This is a genomic window from Salinivibrio socompensis S35 (assembly GCF_000513715.1).
GTDB classification, from domain to species: Bacteria; Pseudomonadota; Gammaproteobacteria; order Enterobacterales; family Vibrionaceae; genus Salinivibrio; species Salinivibrio socompensis.
Genome location: NZ_AQOD01000062.1, coordinates 20,932 through 41,963, shown reverse-complemented (window position 1 = coordinate 41,963; position 21,032 = coordinate 20,932). Strand labels below are relative to the sequence as shown.

18 protein-coding genes and 4 pseudogenes are annotated in these 21,032 nt (G+C 48.6%); 12 read left to right on the top strand and 10 right to left on the bottom strand.

Annotated features, from left to right (window positions below; genetic code table 11):
* The 4 genes from DZ54_RS0108080 to DZ54_RS0108065 all read right to left on the bottom strand — a co-directional run.
* Window positions 1–422: methyltransferase family protein (locus DZ54_RS0108080; RefSeq protein WP_025673707.1), on the bottom strand; the 422-nt coding region annotated here is incomplete at its 3' end.
* A 105-nt stretch (window positions 423–527) separates the two neighbouring features.
* Window positions 528–1,133, bottom strand: coding sequence for a GTP cyclohydrolase II (locus DZ54_RS0108075; RefSeq protein WP_025673706.1), 606 nt, complete (start codon window positions 1,131–1,133; stop codon window positions 528–530).
* A gap of 143 nt (window positions 1,134–1,276) precedes the next feature.
* The gene (locus tag DZ54_RS0108070; protein WP_025673705.1) at window positions 1,277–1,834 is read right to left on the bottom strand and encodes a sugar O-acetyltransferase; all 558 of its coding nucleotides are present in this window, start codon (window positions 1,832–1,834) and stop codon (window positions 1,277–1,279) included.
* 4 nt (window positions 1,835–1,838) lie between these two features.
* On the bottom strand, window positions 1,839–3,113 hold the full coding sequence (locus tag DZ54_RS0108065) for a patatin-like phospholipase family protein (protein ID WP_025673704.1): 1,275 nt from the start codon (window positions 3,111–3,113) through the stop codon (window positions 1,839–1,841).
* Window positions 3,114–3,909: 796 nt separating this feature from the next.
* Between DZ54_RS0108065 and DZ54_RS20100 the strand changes: the two are divergent.
* The 5 genes and pseudogenes from DZ54_RS20100 (at window position 3,910) to DZ54_RS0108030 (ending at window position 9,107) form a co-directional block, all read left to right on the top strand.
* Window positions 3,910–5,396: pseudogene (locus DZ54_RS20100) on the top strand (sodium-dependent transporter).
* Window positions 5,393–5,494 (top strand): MetS family NSS transporter small subunit, encoded by a 102-nt coding sequence (locus DZ54_RS24790; RefSeq protein ID WP_128080484.1) that lies wholly within the window; start codon window positions 5,393–5,395, stop codon window positions 5,492–5,494. The pseudogene DZ54_RS20100 and the gene DZ54_RS24790 overlap by 4 nt, the downstream one beginning before the upstream one ends.
* A gap of 190 nt (window positions 5,495–5,684) precedes the next feature.
* On the top strand, window positions 5,685–6,404 hold the full coding sequence (locus DZ54_RS0108040) for a response regulator (protein ID WP_025673703.1): 720 nt from the start codon (window positions 5,685–5,687) through the stop codon (window positions 6,402–6,404).
* A complete protein-coding gene (locus DZ54_RS0108035; RefSeq protein WP_025673702.1) occupies window positions 6,394–7,842 on the top strand; it encodes an ATP-binding protein in 1,449 nt (482 codons plus the stop codon). Before DZ54_RS0108040 ends, DZ54_RS0108035 begins: the two co-directional genes overlap by 11 nt.
* The gene (locus tag DZ54_RS0108030) at window positions 7,842–9,107 is read left to right on the top strand and encodes an ABC transporter substrate-binding protein (RefSeq protein ID WP_025673701.1); all 1,266 of its coding nucleotides are present in this window, start codon (window positions 7,842–7,844) and stop codon (window positions 9,105–9,107) included. Before DZ54_RS0108035 ends, DZ54_RS0108030 begins: the two co-directional genes overlap by 1 nt.
* A 25-nt stretch (window positions 9,108–9,132) precedes the next feature.
* Here DZ54_RS0108030 and DZ54_RS0108025 read toward each other — a convergent pair whose 3' ends face one another.
* Together DZ54_RS0108025 and DZ54_RS0108020 are read right to left on the bottom strand one after the other, a co-directional pair.
* The gene (locus DZ54_RS0108025) at window positions 9,133–9,885 is read right to left on the bottom strand and encodes a DeoR/GlpR family DNA-binding transcription regulator (RefSeq protein ID WP_128080483.1); all 753 of its coding nucleotides are present in this window, start codon (window positions 9,883–9,885) and stop codon (window positions 9,133–9,135) included.
* A 32-nt stretch (window positions 9,886–9,917) separates the two neighbouring features.
* Window positions 9,918–10,685 carry a glycerophosphodiester phosphodiesterase family protein gene (locus DZ54_RS0108020; RefSeq protein ID WP_025673699.1) on the bottom strand — a complete coding sequence of 256 codons (768 nt, stop codon included), beginning with the start codon at window positions 10,683–10,685 and terminating at the stop codon, window positions 9,918–9,920.
* Between the two features lie 329 nt (window positions 10,686–11,014).
* Here DZ54_RS0108020 and ugpB point away from each other — a divergent pair.
* The 7 genes and pseudogenes from ugpB to panP form a co-directional block, all read left to right on the top strand.
* Window positions 11,015–12,271 (top strand): annotated as a pseudogene (gene ugpB / locus DZ54_RS0108010) (sn-glycerol-3-phosphate ABC transporter substrate-binding protein UgpB); the annotation flags it as partial.
* Between the two features lie 57 nt (window positions 12,272–12,328).
* Window positions 12,329–13,209: pseudogene (gene ugpA, locus DZ54_RS20095) on the top strand (sn-glycerol-3-phosphate ABC transporter permease UgpA).
* A complete protein-coding gene (gene ugpE, locus DZ54_RS0108000; protein ID WP_025673696.1) occupies window positions 13,209–14,057 on the top strand; it encodes a sn-glycerol-3-phosphate ABC transporter permease UgpE in 849 nt (282 codons plus the stop codon). The pseudogene ugpA and the gene ugpE overlap by 1 nt, the downstream one beginning before the upstream one ends.
* On the top strand, window positions 14,058–15,158 hold the full coding sequence (locus tag DZ54_RS0107995) for a sn-glycerol-3-phosphate import ATP-binding protein UgpC (protein ID WP_025673695.1): 1,101 nt from the start codon (window positions 14,058–14,060) through the stop codon (window positions 15,156–15,158).
* 19 nt (window positions 15,159–15,177) lie between these two features.
* A complete protein-coding gene (locus DZ54_RS0107990; protein ID WP_240473940.1) occupies window positions 15,178–15,975 on the top strand; it encodes an HAD family hydrolase in 798 nt (265 codons plus the stop codon).
* Window positions 15,976–16,192: 217 nt separating this feature from the next.
* Window positions 16,193–16,714: a hypothetical protein gene (locus tag DZ54_RS0107980; RefSeq protein ID WP_025673693.1), complete on the top strand. Its 522-nt coding sequence runs from the start codon at window positions 16,193–16,195 to the stop codon at window positions 16,712–16,714.
* A 218-nt stretch (window positions 16,715–16,932) separates the two neighbouring features.
* Window positions 16,933–18,580, top strand: a pseudogene (gene panP / locus DZ54_RS20090) (pyridoxal-dependent aspartate 1-decarboxylase PanP).
* A 97-nt stretch (window positions 18,581–18,677) separates the two neighbouring features.
* Here panP and DZ54_RS0107970 read toward each other — a convergent pair.
* The 4 genes from DZ54_RS0107970 to hutX form a co-directional block, all read right to left on the bottom strand.
* Complete coding sequence (locus tag DZ54_RS0107970; RefSeq protein WP_128080482.1) at window positions 18,678–19,121, bottom strand: hypothetical protein; 444 nt, start codon at window positions 19,119–19,121, stop codon at window positions 18,678–18,680.
* Between the two features lie 88 nt (window positions 19,122–19,209).
* Window positions 19,210–19,680, bottom strand: coding sequence for a DUF2947 domain-containing protein (locus DZ54_RS0107965; protein ID WP_025673691.1), 471 nt, complete (start codon window positions 19,678–19,680; stop codon window positions 19,210–19,212).
* Between the two features lie 135 nt (window positions 19,681–19,815).
* Window positions 19,816–20,385, bottom strand: a complete 570-nt coding sequence (gene hutZ / locus DZ54_RS0107960; protein WP_025673690.1) for a heme utilization protein HutZ — start codon at window positions 20,383–20,385, stop codon at window positions 19,816–19,818.
* Between the two features lie 2 nt (window positions 20,386–20,387).
* A complete protein-coding gene (hutX, locus tag DZ54_RS0107955; protein WP_025673689.1) occupies window positions 20,388–20,924 on the bottom strand; it encodes a heme utilization cystosolic carrier protein HutX in 537 nt (178 codons plus the stop codon).
* Window positions 20,925–21,032: the final 108 nt, after the last annotated feature.

Genomic DNA, 21,032 nt, shown 5'->3' with positions numbered 1-21,032 from the left:
AACTCATGCGGCATTGTCGATAAGCGAAACTCTTCGGCGGGGATAAAGGTAGCGGATAGGTAAGCCATAAATGCCGGGATCATTCCCCAGCACCATAGCGCATTAAAATAGAGCCCCGCGGCAACAATGATCAATATCATCGCCAAGTACATCGGGTTGCGACTATAGGCGTAGATACCTGTAGTGACCAGCGCAGAGGGTACTTGTAGCGGATCGACGGTGGTATGATGACGATGAAACGCCCATTTCGCTGCCACCAATAGCGCTAAAGCGATAATGATCGGCGCAATCGCCCAGCTAGGGCTACCGAGTTGAATCCCAAAGGGAAAGTAATACGTTAAAGCAAGCCCGACACCAATTACCACTAGCATGGCAACGGGGGGTAAAGGGGGAAAAAGGTAACGCCAAACCGGTACGCGCATAACTCGTCCTTGAGTGATGACTGATATAATAGCGAGACTTTAACCAAAAAAGGCAGTGACTGTCACTGCCTGTTTATCACATTGCGAGACGTTAAGCCTAAATATTCAGTCTTGCTCAATATTGAGACGGTGTTTGCCGTGTTCGATCTTCGCTTTCAGATAATTACGGTTGCCGTCTTTGAGATGGGCTTTGGTGCCAATCACTTCTTTGAGGGTGATACCTGCGGCTTGTAACTCTTCGATTTTTTTCGGGTTATTGGTCACTAAGCGAATGCAGTCGATATTAAGTGCCTTGAGCATTTGTGCCGCTTCGGTGAAATCACGCAAATCATCGGCGAAACCAAGATGGTTATTAGCTTCGTAAGTTGTCATGCCCTCGCTTTGTAGCTTATAGGCGTCTAGCTTATTGTAGAGACCAATGCCTCGCCCCTCTTGACGGAGATACAAGATAATCCCGCCATCTTCACCCATTTTATGGAGGGTTTCTTCAAGTTGTTCGCCACAATCGCACCGTGAGGAATGAAAGACATCGCCGGTTAGACATTCAGAATGCATGCGCACTAACGGTGGATTGACCGATTGATCGGCCTGCTTAAAGATCAGTGCAACGTGCTCTTGCTCGGATTGTAACCCATGGAAGGAAAGGATCTCTGCGGGGATCTCACTTCCTACCCCTACTTTCAGCGGCACTCGGGCCCTAACTTTAACCATTATGCGTTTATCTCTTACTGCTGATACCCGATTCAGGGCGCTAACATTACTACACCCACGCTCAGTTGCCAATTAGAATATGTTATAATATAACATATATAGAGTTATGTTGTAACATTGTATTTTAGAGGTGCTGCGTATGGTTACTGTAGCCGACGTACGACGACGGCAGGATTACCGGCAACGATTGAAAAAGGCTCAATGTCGTTATCCACCATAGAACCCGCTTCAATCACAACGCCCTCGCCGATCGCAACGCCCGCTTTAATCACGGTATTACCTTCAATGATAACGTTGTTACCAATAATTACATCTTGGGAAGACTCACACTCACCTCGTGCAATATCTAACGGTAATACGCGATGACGCGTGGTATAGATCCCGACGTTGGGGCCAATACTCACATTATCGCCAACGCTGACATGGGCACCATCAAGAATCGTGCAGTTTGGCCCAACACTGACATTGCTGCCAATACCAATGTTCATGCCGTAATGACAAAAGAAGGGCGCATCGATTTCTACGTTGTCACCAATATGCGCAAACAGTTTTGTAGTCACTATATTCAAGCTGGAAGCATCTTCGGGATCCAGCCGGTTAAATTGCTGGCATAATCGGCGCGCCGCATAACGAAATAGGGTCAGTTCTTGGTCGGCAGGACAATAAGGCAAGCCGCGCTGCATTTTTTCAAATTCAGTCATCCACCTATCCTTGAGCCGGCACTTGAAGCGAGGCCGAGTCAAACGCTGGGTTATCCACTGACGATAAGGCCACTAGCGAGTCACCATATTGGCGCAAAAACTGATGCCCTAATGCCACACCCAATTGATAATCCGTTTCCAAGGCCTCAGGTTTACTTAATAGCGCACTGCTTTGCAGCGGCGCACTGGGGGCAATTTGTAGCACTTGCGCTCGCGCTGGTGGATTGGTCAGAAACTGTAGCTCACTTTGGTAGCTTTGATAGTGTGTGGTTAACATTTTCAACATGTCGGTATTGAGAGGCTTGCCCGAAAGCGATTGCAGTCGATAAATGGCGTCGCCACCAAAAAGCCAGCGACCACCATTTTGCATTGCTTTCTCTCTCATGCTGTCTCTGACTCGACTCACCCACTGCTCGCGGCTCGATTTATAACGATCCGATAATTCCCCTAACTGTTTACTGAGCTCTTTTTGGAAGGTCTCAAAGCGCGCCAGTCGGTACTTAGCCTCAAAATTCGAGACATAATCGGCGAGTTTAAATTGGGGTCTCTTAGTTTCCAACCGAGCTCGCAGTGTTTCAAGAAAACGACCGCTATCATCGACCCGTTTTCCCTGCTCAATGACCGGCTCGGTACGGATCACAACAATAATATCTGCGCCGCGCGCGAACGCTTCTTTCGCAGGGATCGCTGCGCTCACGCCTCCATCGACATACCGGTGGTCGTTGATATTAATCGGATGCGGGTACAACAGTGGAATGGCACAAGTCGCCTTAAGTGCATCAAGCCAATGATCTTCAGTGAGCGAAAAAAAGGCAGGTCGTAAGGTGTCAACATCGGTCGCACATGCATAGGCATATCGATTTTTCAGGTGACGACGGGCCGTTTCCATATCTAACGCAGTGTCTTGCCCTGGTAGCGCCGTTTCTAGTGCCCAATCCAGATCCATATGATGCTGACGTCGCACATACTTCATTAAATGAAAGAAACGTTCTTGGGTCGTGAGTTGGGTGATGAACCGGTAGCCATATTGATACTGCTGACAGACATACGCGCTCATATTTAGCGCCCCGGCAGAGGTGCCATAGTAGTGCTCGAAAGGATCAAATTGGTGGGTCAAAAACGCATCGATGACGCCCGCCGTAAAAATACCGCGCTGCCCGCCCCCTTGTAACACTAAAGAAACCCGTTGAGGTCGTGAAGATTGGCCCTTGTTAATGCCGATAACCTGGGTATCGGCCGCAAATGCCTTTGGTTGCACGGCTTGCTTACTGTCTACCACACTCGCCCCTTACGATCACACGTAACGTTATGCATCTGTTTTTATTGAACGATGCCTCATAGTCTAACGCGTCGTGTGACGCTGTGCTAGCGCTTACCTAGTCACCGATGAGTGAGCGTGTTCCAGTAAGCATGTAACCTGACATGTATCTAAGCTGTACGCTTTTAGCCCATCACCGCCACCGTGGCGAAGGTCAATATCATTCCTAGCGCGCAACCTGCGGTAATTAACGCATAGCTCAATGTGGTGTTCATCGCCTGACTCCTTAATTTTTACTTTTTGATTTTGTCAACGAGTTAGCTGGTTAGCTGGTTAGCTTACGATCAGTATAAAACCCCAGTAATTGTGCACCTCTATGGGCTGCAATTCTGCTATCAGGATCATGTTTCATCACGCTGTAGCACAACAAAAGCGCTGCTAACGCTGTTTTTTTGTCAATTAACCCGCGCCACCAAATAACCATGAATCACCACTTATTGACAAAAAAGATAGTTCTTTTCACTGCATAACAACAAAATATTATCATTAATGACTAAGATAAGGTTATTACCGCAGGTTAAACTGCATTTTTTTGCTAACTTGTTGGTTTTAAGGCTATTGATTTAGTCTCTCGCTGTGCTTAATGTGCAATGAATGCCCGCTTTAGATAAAAAAATCAACATTCGGGCTACAGGACGTTAAAAATCAATATTGCGGGGAATGTGCTATTTCTTTCATATCGGCCAAACAACGCAGCGTCACAACACTGCGGGCTTAGGTAAGTGTAGAAGGGCCATTCGCAAAGGAGTAAGTAGATATGCAAAGAGAACAATGGGGCTCACGCGCAGGGTTTATCCTCGCAGCGGTGGGGTCAGCAGTCGGCCTAGGGAACATTTGGCGATTCCCCTACATGGCTTATGAGAACGGTGGCGGTGCCTTTTTTATCCCTTACCTTTTCGCCATGCTCACAGCCGGTATTCCATTCATGATCATGGAATTTGGTTTAGGGAAAAAGCTACGTGGCTCTTCGCCAGTGGTTTTCTCAAAACTGAACACCAAATTCGAGTGGCTCGGTTGGTTTCAAGTCTTGATCGCCGCGACGATCGGGATTTACTACGTGGCCGTGATCGGTTGGGCAATCTCATACTTCGGCTTTTCATTTGGGCAAGATTGGGGCACAGACACCAACGCCTTCTTCTTTTCTGATTATCTAAAGCTGGGTGAAAACTCGCCCACTAATTTGGGGGATTGGCAATGGCACATTGCGATTCCAATGATTATTGCATGGGCAATCACGTTTGCTGCCGTATTCCGTGGCGTAAAAGGCGGGATCGAAAAGGCGAGCAAAATCATGATGCCACTGCTATTTGTCATGGTGCTGCTGCTAATTGGCCGCGTGGTGATGTTGCCGGGCGCGCTTGATGGCCTCAATTATTTATTCTCGCCAGACTTTAGCAAACTGACCGATGCCAGTGTTTGGTCCGCCGCATACGGCAGATTTTCTTCACTTTGTCAGTCGGCTTTGCGATTATGCTCGCTTACTCCAGTTATCTGCCTGAAAAGTCAGATGTGAATAATAATGCCTTAATGACGGTGTTGATTAACTGCGGTTTCTCGATTGTTGCGGGTGTATTGATCTTCTCCATTCTGGGCTATATGGCTGCCGAGCAAAGTAAAGGGATCACTGATGTAGTAAGCGGCGGTGTCGGTCTAGCCTTTGTCACCCTACCGGCCGCAATCAACCTCCTACCCATTCCCTATATATTGGGTCCACTGTTCTTCTTAGCATTAGTGGTAGCAGGATTGAGCTCACATATATCGATCATCGAAGCGGTCACGTCATCTATTATGGATAAGTTGAATGTGACCCGTCAAAAAGCGGCAATCGCCGTTTGTGGCGTAGGCTTTGTGGTCTCGATGGCATTTGCCACCAATGGCGGCTTATTGCTGCTCGATTTGGTCGATTATTTTGTTAATAACGTGGCACTGCTGACCAGCTGCTTACTTGAGCTGATTGTCGTGGGCTGGCTGGTGAAACTATCTGACATCCGTCAATACGTTAACCGCGTGTCAGAATTTAGCGTGGGCCAGTGGATGGAAATTTGTATCCGCTTTATCAGCCCCATTATGCTAGCCGTTATCTTGGTGAAAAACCTGATTGACACCTTTAACGAGGGCTATGGTGGCTATGCCCAGTTCGAGCTATTAACCCTAGGTTGGGGCTTAGTGGCAGCCATGCTGATTGTGGGCATCATTGTCAACAGCACAACAACCCCCGCACGCGATATGGAGACAGACGCATGACAACAGGTGCAATTGTAATGATGGTCATCGGTTTAGCGGTGACATGGGGCGGCGCCGCCTTGTGTATCCGTAAAGCGATGCAAAGTAATAGTGAATAAGGCGAGTTAAGCGCTTAAAACGCAGAGAACCGCTTTAGCGATAAAGAATAGAAGCCCTCAAGCTCGATGCAGTGTGAGGGCTTTTTGTTAGTCGCTGATTAATTACACAAACTGCGGGGTTGTTTGTAGCATCTCAGTCGAAAAGCATCGATAATGGCTCGATTAAAGTAGCAACGGGGATAAAAGCACTATGGCTTCAGCCAAACGCATCTTAGTGGTGGATGACGATGTTGAAATTCGTGAGCTTCTTCAGGCTTACCTGGCAAAAGCCGGTTATGACGTAGTCACCGCACAAAATGGTCATGAGATGCAATCCAAGCTGGCCGTGCAGTATCCAGACTTAATTTTATTAGACGTCATGCTACCGGGTGATGACGGCTTTACTTTGTGCAAAGCTATCCGTAAAGATTCGAGCGTGCCTATCATTATGCTCACGGCGGTGTCCGACGAGACGGATCAAATTGTCGGGCTTGAATTAGGAGCGGATGATTACATCGCCAAACCCTTCAGGCCTCGCCAACTGATTGCACGTATTCGCGCGTTACTGCGTCGTACTCAGCAGTTACAAGAAACGACGTTGTCGCGCCCGAAAGCGATCCGCTTTGGCCAATGGCGCCTTGAACCAGCCACCCAGCAGCTGCATCATGTGGTGACAGGGATGGAAATCGAGCTGTCTGCGTCTGATTACGCGCTACTCATGCTTTTTATCGACCATCCGCACCAGCTCCTGGATCGTAACGCCATTAGCCAAGCAACACGCGGGCGCGATGCACAAGCGCAAGAACGTGGCATTGATGTTCAAGTTAGTCGTCTGCGTCAACGCCTACGTGATACCAGTAAAGCGAATTTAATTAAAACAGTACGTGGCGCAGGTTACATGTTTGTTGCCGAGATCCAGTATGAATCATGAATGGCTTGAAAAACTGATCCCACGCTCTCTGCTTTCCAGAACACTGCTGTTAACACTGCTATCGGTGGTCTTAGCACAAGGGATTGCTACGTCAATCTGGTATACCCAGTCGAAGCGAACCCAGTTAGAGGGATTAGAATCAGCCTCAGCGAGCTTAGCCAACATGTTTGCGTCAACCACCACCTTTTTTCAGTCTTTACCCGTGGCGTATCGTCATGTGGCACTGAATCAGTTGCGTAATATGGGCGGCACACGGTTTTTTGTCTCATTCAACAAAGAAAAGATTGAAATCACGCCGATCGAAGACACACAAGCCAAGCAGGTTGCTATTGATACCGTGTCAGACATTCTTCATCAACAACTGCCGGCGTTAAACACCATTGATGTTAATTTTTCTCGCCCGGAAACATTGCGAGTGCTGAACAACGATATTTTGTTGCAAGATTTACCCAAGTCGTGGGCACACCACACCTTAAGTTTAGAGCCACTGAATCCGCCTATCCTGGTGGTGCAAATGGAGCTTAAAACCGGTGAATGGGTCTATATCGCCGCTCTGCTCCCAGCGCCCTATGTCACCCTAGACGATACCCTTATCACCGCCGATCAAGTGGTATTTATCGTGGTGATTACCGCCTTACTGCTTTTTTTCACCTACATACTCATTCGCCAACAAGCCCGACCACTAAAGCGATTAGCCAAAGCTGCCAATTTATTCAGTACCGACATTGAGCAGCCACCGCTTAAAGAAGAAGGCGCAGCTGAAATTGCGATCGTGACTCGAGCCTTCAACCGCATGCAGCGACGATTACAACGTCATTTACGAGAGCGTGAAACTCTTTTCCGCTCGATGTCGCACGATTTAAAAACACCGATCACGCGGTTACGTCTGCGCGCGGAGCTGATCGACGATGAAGTGCAAACGGCAAAACTGAATAAAGACTTGGACGATCTTGAGATGATGGTGAAAGGCGCGGTCCAAACGGTCCGTGACACAGATATTCACGAGAACATGGCCGCGATTGATGTGATTGATTTCCTCGCCATGATCGTTGAACCCCACAACCAAACCAAGATGCGGGTGCAAATTGAAAGCGATGCTGTGCCACCCTTTACTTGTAAACCGCTCGCGTTTAAGCGTTGTTTGTCAAACTTAATTGACAATGGGGTCAAGTATGGTGGCAAAGTGACCATTTATGTCATGGACGCGGTGCACACCCTAGATATCACCTTGATTGATGAAGGCCCTGGCATTCCCGAGGAAGCGCTTACGTCAGTCGTTCGACCCTATGTGCGCTTACATGATGATAGCGATGGCTCGGGCTTAGGTCTTGGTATTGCCAGAGATATCATTCATGCCCATGGCGGTGATATGGTGCTCAGTAATCACCGTGAAGGTGGATTACAAGTCGATATCAGTTTCCCGCGGGTAGAAGAATAATGCGTCGAACAACACGATTTTTATCGGGTGCGCTGCTTGCTTGCAGTTTGTCAGCCTACAGCGTTAGCACCGCTGCAAATGAGGTTGAAGTGCTTCACTGGTGGACCTCAGCCGGAGAGGCGAAAGCTGCCTCGGTATTACGTAAGGGCATGGAGCAACAAGGCTATCAATGGCAAGACTTTGCAGTAGGAGGCCGTGCCGGGATCAGTGCGATGAATACACTGAGAATTCGTGCTATTAGTGGCAATCCGCCTTTGGCCGCACAAATCAAAGGTCCAGAGATCACCGAGTGGGCGCGACTCGGTTTTTTGCGTAACCTCAATACGATTGCCGATACCGAGCAGTGGGAAACTAAAATCCCTGCCCCGCTTCGCGATGTCATGCAGTATCAAGGCAATTACGTCGCCGCGCCCATTAATATCCACCGAGTGAATTGGTTGTGGATTAACTTACGTGCGTTTAAGGCCGTGGGGGCTGAGATCCCCACCGATTTTGATGGCTTTTTTACCGCAGCAGACAAACTCAAACAGGCAGGCTATATTCCCCTCGCCTTGGGCGGAGAGCCTTGGCAAGTGGCGACTCTGTTTGACAGCTTGGCGTTGTCAGTGATGGGGCCTAAATTGTACCAGCAGGCTTTTCTTGATTTCGAGAGGAACGCGTTACTCAGCGACGGCGTCATTGAAGCCTTTCGTCTACTCGCCAATATGCGCAAATATGTTGATGATAAGGGCCAAGGTCGAAACTGGAGCGATACCACGCAGCTTTTGATTAATAATCAGGCCGGAATGCAAGTGATGGGGGATTGGGCAAAAGGTGAATTTTTTGCCGCTAATCAGCAACAAGGCAAAGCGTTTACCTGCGTTGCCGTCCCCGGCACCAAACACGCGTTTAGCTATAACGTCGACAGCTTTGTGTTTTTTAAACCCAACAATCAAAACGAGCGACAAAGCCAGGCGGATATGGCGTCGTATATATTGACGCCCCAATTTCAACGCGATTTTAATCGTTATAAAGGCTCCTTGCCGATCCGGTTTGATGTGCCCTTGCCGGAGGATGATCATTGCGCCCACGCATCGCGCGACGCGTTTATTTATGCGCAAGAGCACGGCACGTTAAGCCCGAGTATGTCACATGGCCTGTCAACCACGCGTTATGTACAAAGTGCGATTTTTGATGTGATTAACGAGTTCTTCTATGACCCCGAACAAACCCCACGTGAGGCAGCAGAAGCGCTATATCGGGCGATTTTATCGGCGCAAGCATGACCTCTGTGCGGCCTGACCACCATGATTAGGACGCACAAGGAACGCGGGCAATGTCACTGGCAAGTTCGGTGTGATCGGTGAACACATAATCAAATTGGTTAAGCGTTTTCACTTTGACCGGCGCACTGCGCTGCCATTTTGAGCCATCGGCCACCAGCCAACGCGCAGTCGCGGCCTGCAGCATGGTGTCACTGACATCGGCTTCATCAGGGGAATACTCGCACGCCCACCCCTCTTCACTCACCGCCGCGCAGCCAATAATGGCAATATCGGCTTGAAAACGGGATAAAAACTGAATCACCGAATGGCCAACCATATCTTGATCGTTGGCCCGTAACTTTCCGCCGGCTAGCCAAATATCCAGGTCAGAATTAACGCCGAGAATATGAGCGATTTGTACGTTGTTGGTTATCACACGCAGATCGCGCCGGGTTAACAGCTGCTCGGCAATCGCTGAAACGGTAGTGCCAATCCCCAACATAACGGTAGCACCATCGGGAATACGTTCTGCAACCGCCTGAGCAATGGCCGCTTTAATCCCACGATGACGTTCAAGTCGGCGCTGATAGTCACTGTTTGCCTGTGCGGAGGGCATATTGATCCCGCCATGGTGACGACGCGCGAGCCCCAACGCACAAAGTTGATTAATGTCTCGACGAATAGTCTGTGTGGTCACGGAAAAGTGCGCGGCCAGATAATCGGTTTCTAAATGCTCGACGTCCGCTAATTGGCTGAGAATATCTCGCTGTCGCCAATTTAATTCCAAATCTTGGGTCACAAACACTCCTTGTGGATTTTTGAACCGATGGTTTAGTCTGCCGATAAGTAGCGCTCAGGGGCGTCGGTAATCATCATGTCCACGCCCCATTCCCACAAAGGCGCCGCTTCTTGCGGATCATTGGGGGTGTAACACTGAAGGGCGAGCCCAGCGGCTTTCACGGCTTGTGCCTGCGCTTGAGTAAGCGCTCGATAATGACAGTGAATGCTGTAGGTCGCTAAGTCTCGATAATCCTGCCAATTATCTGGGATTGCTTCCCATAAAATCGCCCGCGCGAGGCTCGGTCTTTGGTCGCGACAATACCGTAACGCATCCAAAGAGAAAGACGAGATTAAGACCTGCCGCTCATCTAAAGGGCTTGCCGATAAACAATCAAATACCGCATCACATAATGCAGCAATGTCGGTATCGGCATAGGTTTTTATCTCAAGGTTAAGGTGCAGATCATCGTGATGGGCTTGTGCTAATACCGCCGCCAGTGTCGGGACCTGTTGTTGGCAAAAGTCTGCGGAAAAATGGCTTCCGGCATCCAATGTCTGCAAATCCGACAGGGAAGTGTCTTTTAATGCGCCCTCCCCGTTGGTGCATCGGGATAACGTTTGATCATGAAATACCACGGGAATACCATCTTGGGTTAATTGGACATCCACTTCCACCCAACTTAACCCCAATTCACGCACGCGGGCAATCGACGCCAGGGTATTTTCAGGCGCTTGCGCCGCGACCCCACGATGACCGCATAATTTCTGAGGTGATATCGGCGTGGATGATAAAACTGACTTTTCAGGCTCGGTTTTCATATGAACACCTCTTCGTTTTGGATAAATCTATTGCAAGCCAAGCAGGGCTTCATTGTCCCAGTTAAATGTGACATATTTGTTACTTTCTTACTTCGCGTAATTTCATGCGTTTCATTCAAAAAACGCGCATTTATTAACACATTTTTCACACTCAAAGAGATCGCGGTCAAAAGTCATACAATTGTCATCTCCCTTTTCGTTGGGGTTCATATTATGTTCATTTTTGTTCATTAAGTTGCCAGGTGAACATGATACCTAATCCTCAAAAGGAGTGACGCAATSAGAAACCCTAACGCTTAACCTGCACTTTCTTCGGCCTTGTTGTTGGCTCATTTTCCGCCAACGCTGCAACCGAAATTGAATGGTGGCACGCAATGGGCGGCAATCTTGGCGAAAAAGTGAATGAAATGGCCGAGAAGTTCAATGCCAGTCAGGACGACTATACTGTAAAGCCCGTTTACAAAGGCAACTATACCGAAACCATGACGGGGGCGGTCTCTGCCTTTCGTGCCAACAAACAACCTCATATTGTACAAGTGTTTGAGGTAGGAACGGCGACCATGATGTCCGCAAAAGGCGCCATCTACCCGGTTTATGAGTTAATGCAAGACGCCAAGGTACCGTTCGACCAATCTGATTATCTCTCTTCTATCACCGGTTACTACTCAGATGAAAATGGCAACATGCTGTCTATGCCGTTTAACAGCTCAACACCGGTGCTTTACTACAACAAAGACATGTTTGCGAAAGCGGGTGTAACACCACCTAAGACCTGGGAAGAGGTCGAGCAAGTGTCAGAAAAGCTGCTCGCCAATGGCACCCAGTGCGGCTTTACCACTGGCTGGCAATCTTGGGTACAAATCGAAAACCTCGGCGCACGTCATAATACCCCGATTGCCACCAATGATAACGGCTTTAGCAGTGTGGATAACGAAATGCTGATTAACCAATCACCTTTCGTTGATCACATCGCCAAAATGGCAGACTGGCAACAAGCTGGGATCTTTGAGTATGGCGGCCGTCGCTCTGACAGTGCACCACTTTTTTATAGTGGCGAGTGTGCCATGTATATGAACTCTTCAGCATCCTATGCGGGTGTACGTGAAAGCGTGAAAGACTTCGAGTTTGGTGTCGCACAACTGCCGTATTGGGACAGCGCCGTTCAACAGCCAAGAAACACCATCATTGGCGGCGCCACGCTTTGGGTACTGCAAGGTCACGAGTCAGAAGAATATAAAGGAGTCGCTCAGTTCTTCTCATTCTTGTCAAAACCAGAGATTCAAGCCGATTGGCACCAATTTACTGGTTATCTGCCGATCACTCACGGCGCGTATGAGCTAAGTAAAGAACAAGGTTTTTACGCCAAGAACCCGGGGACAGATGTCGCGATTAATCAGATGACAGAAGTGGAGCCAACCCCTGCATCGAAAGGTATTCGTTTGGGTAACTTCGTGCAAATTCGCGATGTGATCAACGAAGAGCTAGAAACCGTCTGGTCCGGCGATAAGTCCGCGCAAGAAGCATTGGATGAAGCCGTTGAGCGCGCGAACGGATTGCTCGCTAAGTTTGCTAAAGCGAATAAATAATTACGCCTTGTATGATGGAGCGGTGCACTTAGCCCGCTCCTTTTATTGAGAAAGTCTATGTCCAATAAGCCCACATTTAACCACAGTGCGTTTCCAATTTTATTGCTCGCACCGCAACTGCTCATTACGTTTGTTTTCTTTATTTGGCCAGCGGCACAAGCGGTCTGGCAGTCAATGCTACTAGAGGATCCTTTCGGGCTCAGTACCGAGTTTGTCGGCGCTGACAATTTTATGGCCCTCATTGGCGATACAAGCTATTACAGTAGCTTTTTCACCACGCTGTTTTTTAGTTTTTCGGTCGCCGCCATTGCCTTGCTTTCGGCATTAGTGCTCGCGGTGATGGCCGATCGTGTGATCAAAGGTGCCACAGGCTATAAAACTTTATTGGTGTGGCCCTACGCGGTTGCCCCGCGGTAGCTGGGGTGCTTTGGCTTTTCATGTTTAATCCAACCGTCGGTGTGCTCGCGCATGCGCTTGAAGCCATTGGTGTCGATTGGAACCCCTTTATTCATTCTGGGGACGCCATGACCATGGTGATTATTGCCTCAACCTGGAAACAGATCAGCTATAACTTTTTGTTCTTTCTTGCTGGCTTGCAGTCGATTCCACGCTCGCTGATTGAAGCCGCCGCAATTGACGGGGCTGGGCCGGGGAAACGGTTTTTGACCATTATTTTCCCTCTCCTTTCACCAACATCATTCTTTCTCCTGGTTGTTAACTTGGTATACGCCTTCTTCGAGACCTTCGGCGTTATCCATGCCATGACGCAAGGTGGCCCAGGCCAATCGACAACCACGCTAGTTTATAAAGTCTACGCCGATGGCTTTGTCGGGCTCGATATGGGCTCATCCGCGGCACAGTCGGTGGTCCTGATGATCCTAGTCGGCGCATTAACCGTGATTCAGTTTAAATATGTTGAAAAGAAGGTGGCCTACTAATGGTTGAACGTCGCCCTTGGCTTACTGTGTTCTCGCATCTGGTGTTAATTTTGGGTGTGGCCTCTGTTGCGCTACCCGTGTGGCTTGCGCTCACTGCAGCCACCCATGATAGCAGCGCCTTTGTGAGTGGTGTTACCCCTTTATGGTTTGGTGACAAAGGCTTATCTGTGTTTACAGAGGTGCTCACCGAAGGCACCTCGCGTGAGTTAAATATCACCGTAGCAGGCATGCTTTGGAATTCATTTTTAATGGCAATGGGAATATCGATAGGAAAATTGGCTATTTCAATTTTGTCGGCCTATGCGGTGGTCTATTTCCGTTTTCCCGGTCGCATGTTGGCATTCTGGATCATTTTTATGACCCTGATGCTGCCAGTTGAAGTGCGGATTATTCCAACATTCCAGGTCATTGCCGATCTCAATATGTTGAATTCTATGTCTGGCCTTACAATCCCGTTGATAGCTAGTGCTACCGCGACTTTTTTATTCCGACAGTTCTTTATGACCGTACCGGGCGAGATGCTGGAAGCGGCGCGTATGGATGGTGCCGGTCCGTTTAAATTTTTTAAAGATATTTTATTGCCCTTGTCGCGCACCAATATTGCCGCGCTGTTTGTGATCACTTTTATCTATGGTTGGAATCAATATTTATGGCCCATCTTGATCACCACTGATGACGAATATTACACCATCGTAATGAGTATTCAGCGCATGTTGTCTGTTGGCGACGGTGAGGTGCAATGGAACCGCGTTATGGCAACCACATTAATGGCAATGCTGCCACCAGTTTTAGTAGTGTTAGGCATGCAAAAACTATTTGTTAAAGGCTTAGTGGAGACGGAGAAGTAAATGGCAACGGTAACCCTCGATCAAATTCAAAAAACTTATCCGAATGGGTTCAAAGCGATTCATGGTGTCAACTTGGCCGTACAAGATGGCGAAATGATTGTCTTGGTGGGCCCAAGTGGCTGTGGTAAGTCCACGTTGCTACGCATGATTGCCGGCCTTGAGGCTATTTCTGATGGTGATTTAATTATTGAAGATAAACGGGTCAATGATCTCGAGCCTGGCGAACGAGATATCGCGATGGTGTTTCAAAACTATGCGCTCTATCCGCACATGAGTGTCTTCAACAACATGGCTTACGGGTTAAGAAACCGCGGCACCCCGAAAGCGGAGATTGAAACATTAGTCAACAAAGTGGCAACCATGTTAGAGCTTGACCATTTGTTGGATAGACGTCCCAATCAGCTCTCTGGTGGTCAACGCCAGCGGGTGGCGATGGGCCGTGCGATCGTACGCCGACCCAAGGTGTTCTTGTTTGATGAACCTTTATCGAATCTTGATGCTAAATTGCGTGTTCAAATGCGTTTGGAGATAAAAAGCCTGCAACGAAAGCTCAATACGACCGCGGTTTACGTGACGCACGATCAGGTCGAGGCGATGACGCTTGCCGATCGCTTAGTGGTGTTAAATGGCGGCAATGTCGAGCAAATCGGTACGCCACTAGACGTCTATGATGCGCCCGCCAGCTTGTTTGTTGCCACCTTTATTGGCTCTCCGGCGATGAATATCGTCAACGGACAGATTGTCAATAACACCCTGTCGATCGGTCATCATCAACTGGCCTACTGCGAGGGAGGAATGTCACAAGCTGTCTGCGTTGGACTCCGTCCTGAGCACTTAAAAGTCGTGCCGAACGACCAAGCACAATTTACTTTATCGGTGACCTTAACCGAGGCGTTAGGTGCCGATTTATTGGTCTATGGCCACATCGCTGGCACCGAGAGTCTAGTAACGTTGCGCCTAGAAGGCCACAGTAAAGTGGTTGAGGGAGATCAGCTACCGTTGGCGATTAAGCCGCATAATTTACATGTCTTTGAAGCTGAAAGCGGAAAACGACTGACTCTTGATGTTAAAGCGCATAGCAATGAGCGGGTCGCCATTTAATTTTTAGGAGGATAGGTTCATGCCGATTCAGTGTTTGCCTTTGTCATCAATGCATCACCACGCCGAACGCTGGCGCGATGTTCAGTGGCTGTTTACCGATGTTGATGACACTTTAACCTGGCAAGGAGCACTCCCGTGGCAAACACTGAAGGCATTAACTGAGTTACGCGACGCGGGGATCCGTGTCGTGCCGGTGACCGGAGCCTGTGCAGGTTGGTGTGATCATATCATTAATGCTTGGCCCGTCGATGCAGTCATCGGTGAAAATGGCGGCGTAGTAATGTGGCATGAAAATGGCCAACGACACACAACAATCAGCCATACCGCCCAGCAAGCACAACCTGGATTGCTCGAATGGGTTAACCACTTACTCTTGCGTTATCCAGACCGCACCCTGAGTGCGGATCAAGCGTATCGTCACTGTGAGGTGGCGATTGATATTGGTCAGCACACCCAACGTGCGCCACAAGCAGAAATTGATACATTGCTTGATGCACTCCACGCTCATGGCGCCAAAGCGACAGCCAGCTCCATTCATATCAACGCATGGTTCGGCCCCCACAGTAAACAACACGCCACGTTAGACTGGCTTTATCGTTACGGTGTCACAGAAAAAGCAGCGCGCCACCAGGCGGCATTTATTGGTGATTCACGCAATGACAAGGATATGTTTGCCCACTTCCCGCTCAGTGTCGGAGTTGCGAATATCGCCCCCCATCTTGCGCAGCTAGATACCCCACCCGCCTGGATAACCGATGCACCTGGCGGGCTGGGTTTCGCTGAATTTGCATCCTGCTGGTTGTCATTAGTGCGATAAGCGCATCCCTTCACTGTCTATTAACTGAGGGCAGCATCACAGCTTTTCTGCTACAGGGCTTTTTATATCAATGTGTTATTTAACTTTGTCGATAGGTCGTTCTACAATGTGGGCGTTTTATCATGATAATGATGCCCAAACCTCACTGTTTGCGCACCTTGCCCGATTGGTGCGTATAATTATTAAGCGCAAACACGATAACGATTAGGAAAATGCTATGAAACGCTATGCCCTTGCACTGGTAGCAGCTTTGTTGCCGATGATGTCACACGCGGCACCGGTAGAAAACGCAGACTGTTACTCGACCAAATATCATGACTATGTCGATGCCTCGATCAATTGGTATCAAGCATTGGTGGATATGACCGTCGAAAAAGATCCCGCTTTGGATGAAGTGGCCGACTGGTTTTTAAGTGGCCGTACTAACCACTTTAATCTTAACGCACAAGCTTTTGACTATTATTTAAACAATGACAGTGCCAAGCTTAATCTTGATGCGCCGGTTGAATCTTGGTTAATGCTCACTCAAGAAGATGTTAAAACCTTGTCGCAAAGCTCACTGCCACCGGCATCTCTTGCGAAAGACGTTTTTGCTTTTCGTCAAGGAGAATCGATGGAAGGTAACTATGCACTACGAAGCGCCCTCGCCGACCTCCTCAGCCATCCTAAAGAAATCGATAAGGCACTGAACCAATATAACGATCAAATGGTAACCATTAATCAGCGCCAATGTCAGTAAATCAGTATCCGTGAATAATGAGCCGGCGCTTGTCGGCTCTGACATTCACTCTATTATTATTTATGCTGCTTTTCCTGTCATCAAACCGTAAAAAAGCCTGATTGCCGCGCATTTTTTTGCTATGTTGTGGCCATTTTTCAGCAAGTGATCGTGTGTCTATCCCGATAATCATGGGCTTTTCACCGTTTGGACAGCTAAGCAGACAAAAGAAGAACGTCATGGCAACACACACTAAAGCCGCGGACGCCACACCGGAAACCTTACACCGGATTTTCACTGTCCCCGAGGCACCTGATTCAACGCTCAGTCAAATTGAGCAAGAAATATCACAGAACCTCAATCGCTTTTTACAGAATCACATTACCGCGACCGAGCGATCGCTCTCCGATATCGAAAGTGATTTCAGCGATCCCGCTATTCCTGAAGATCCTGCTTTCGTGTCTGATCATACCCAGTTTTTACTCGATAAGCTGGTCGCCCAGTCGGTGCATACGGCTTCACCGCGGTTTATCGGCCACATGACCTCGGCGCTACCGTTATTTTTTAATGCCTTTATCGAAAATCATGATTGGCCTAAATCAAAATACGGTAAAAATCGAAACCTCTAAAGCATTTACGCCGTTAGAGCGCCAAGTGCTGGGCATGCTGCATAACCTTATTTATCAGCAAGATGACGCTTTTTATCAAAGTTGGATGCACAGCGCGAACCATTCATTGGGGGCGTTCTGCTCGGGCGGTACTGTCGCCAATATCACAGCATTATGGGTAGCACGCAATAATGTGCTTAAACCGATGGGGATTTCCCTGGCATTAACAAAGCGGGTCTGTTTGGTGCTATGCGCCATTATGGCTATCGCGATCTGGCCGTTTTAGTGTCAGAACGCGGCCATTATTCATTGGGCAAAGCCGCGGATGTGCTGGGGATTGGTCGAGACCAATTAATTTCGATTCCCGCTGATAGCCAAAATCGCATTTGCATTGATGCACTCGAAGACACCCTTGCGCAACTGAACCACGACAATATCAAACCGGTAGCTATCGTGGGTGTCGCAGGCACCACAGAAACCGGCAGTATCGATCCACTCAACGCCTTGGCTGATATTGCTGAGCGAGAAGGCATTCATTTTCACGTGGATGCCGCTTGGGGTGGTGCCACCTTAATGTCGAATAACCAACGCCACAAACTAGCCGGTATCGAGCGCGCTGACTCGGTAACCATTGATGCCCATAAACAACTCTATGTGCCGATGGGCGCGGGAATGGTGTTATTTAAAGATCCGTCGGTGGTGGCATCGATTGAGCATCATGCGGAGTATATTCTCCGTAAAGGAGCAAAAGATCTCGGGAGTCATACACTTGAAGGGTCTCGCAGCGGTATGGCGATGTTGGTGTTTGCCTGTATGAATATTATTTCTCGTCGTGGCTATGAGTTGCTGATCGATCAAAGTATCGATAAAGCCGCTTCGTTTGCCACCATGATTAACCAACATCCCGATTTTGAGCTGGTCTCAGATCCAGAGCTTTGTTTATTGACCTATCGATTTGTCCCCGCGCGCGTACAAGCGGCCTTGGCGATGGCCAGTGAAGAGCAAGTCGATTTGATTCATAGTTTGCTGAATGATCTGACCAAGTTTGTGCAAAAGCGTCAGCGCGAATCAGGCCAAACGTTCGTCTACACGTACAAGGTTAACGCCGGAGCAGTGGCAGCGTCGTACCACCACGGTGTTTAGAGTAGTCTTGGCGAACCCTCTGACCACGCAAGAGATTCTGCATGAAGTATTAACCGAACAGGCGGCTATCGCGCAAGAGAGTGAGTTCGCCTATCCGCGCCTTATCACGTTGGCAGAGAGTATTCTCAAAAGCTAGCCTCTCAAGAACTAGCCGCACATTGCGGACTGCTCCGGTTCGTTAAGCGCTCGATAGCTAGAGAGAGGAAAGGCAGTCACATACAGTGGCTGCCTTATTATTTAAGCGGCCCTGTTTTGGGTGTGTCGGTTGATTGCAAACAATGCGTTTGACTCAGTGCCGCCTCACGCTGATGTTCGATGTCTAGCTGAGCTTGCTGCCATTGCATCTGTACCTGCGACGCTGTCATTGCACGACCTGGGGCTGAAAATAAAAAGCGTTGCAAGGTATGATCAAATTCAGCGGTATTTTCTTGCTCGCTATACGCAATCCCCATTAATTCGAACGCACGCACTTTTTCTCTATCTGTGCCAATAACGGTATACCGCTGTGCCGTATCGAGCGTTTTCTCATAGCGACAATGAATGAGATCGTGCTGAGCGCCCCGTAATGCTTCGTTGAGGCCGATAGTGCTGTAATTGCGCCACATGTCCGACATATTAGGTAGAGAACATCCTAATAGTAAAAAAGACACACACACGGCAGCGATTATTTTCATCATCTCGGATTCCTACTTTATGATGACGCTTTATTGTTTTGACGCGAGGTTTCTCTTTATCTTAGCGCCCACCGCGTCGATAACTTGAGCGTTAGTCACGCTGACCAATCACCACTTCACCCGATTGTTCAAACATCGCGACTTCTTTGCGACGACGACCGATCAAAATAGGCTTGTCGTCATAAAATAAAAAGTTCTTCCAATATTGCTTAAACACACCCCACTGTGTTTCGACGATATTGTGTTTGTCATAGCAAAAGTAGACCGTAATATTGTCTTCCCAGGGAAAGTTGGCGACAAATTCCTCTGGCAGATCGCCATCGTTATCCCACGCTTGTTGCCAGACCAGCCGTTGGGTCCAGATATGTTGATGAGTGGGCCAGTCTTGTTTGCCGAAATGATCCGCCGTCGGGCTGTCTTTGCTGATAAATTCTTGCCATAACTGCGCCGCGCGCGTCTCGGTCATGGGTTTAATCTCGGCAAGATCTGACTCAGGGATAGGGAGAGATTGATGGGTAAAAATCCACTTTCTTTTGTAGTCAGATAATGGGATGTAATTCATGCTGCTCGTGATTATCGGCTTGGTAATGGCACTAACTTTACCATATTTGCCACTGGGTTGTTACCAAGTCCAATACCGAAGATGGAGACAAACGGCAATGCGATATACATTGCCGTCAAGTAACAGTTAGCGGGATTAGCCGTTAATGGCAAGTTCATCCGTGGTTTGAATGTCTTTGTCTTCACCAACTTTACGGTGGCCTTGGTCAAGGTGCACCATATCAACAAAGTCGTCACTGCCCACTTGGAACGCTTGGCCAAATCCTTTTACATACAGGCCGTTTTCTGGGGCCAGACGGAAGAGACGAAAGTCTTCCAAGTCGCTTAAATTATCGATAATGTCGCCAAAACGCGCTTTCAAGGCATCAATACCGACTTGCCAAGTAGCAGTGTTACGCGCCACCATTTCGGCACGTGCATCAAAGCTTAACCGTTGACGCGCATAGATTTGTTTCGCGCTGCCTTCATCTTCGATCATCATCAATGACAGGTTTGGATTTTCTTGCAGGTTGCGCGCGTGACGAGCAATTTCACTAATCAGGATATAAAAGCCATCTTCACGCTGAGCAAAGGGCGCATAACTCACATTAGGTTTTCCGTCAGCGTCGACGGTCGCTAGCTGTAATGTCCGGCAGTTTGCACGAAATGCTTCAATCTCAGGGCCAAGGCGGTTTTGCAGGCGTTGTTGTTTAGTCGCTTGATCGATCATTATTGCTCCGATTCTGTTTGTTGTGGGGTCGCTAACTGCATTTTTAATTGGTTAAAGGCTTCAATCTGATGGTCTAGAAGCTGACGTTTTTCGTCACGCCCTAAATAGATCTTAAAAATTGAATCGCCTTGTTCAGTGAAAAAGCCGATGTAATGGGTTGTCTTACCGCGAAAGGGCTTGCTGACAAAAGCAATGCCGACCATGCGCTCTAGCTTTAAGTGGCCATGCATTTCGCCCGGTTTCCCCATCAAGTTGTAATAGCCATAGGCGATCTTGCCTTTGGGGAACGGCGCTTTCACTTCAAATATCGAGCCGCCGGAATGCACAATCGTGGTGACGGGGCCGCCCCATTCAGCGACCTGCATCAAAACGGTTTCCGCATATTGCCCATCGACCCAAGTTTGGTAGTCAGCAGGCATGGCGCGTACCGCCTCGCCTTCACTAACACCCAGCGTTGTTGCCATATCGGCAGGTAGCATCGAGGCATTCTCGTTCAGTAGCGCACTCACCTGCTCAGTTAACGTGGTGGTTGTCATTGATCACGTCCAGCCTATTTTTATTGTGGTGTGTCATTTCAGTGGGCAGGCGCTCACCTGCCCTTTGCACTGGTGGTTAAAATTGGTAACGAGCTAAAATTGGTAACG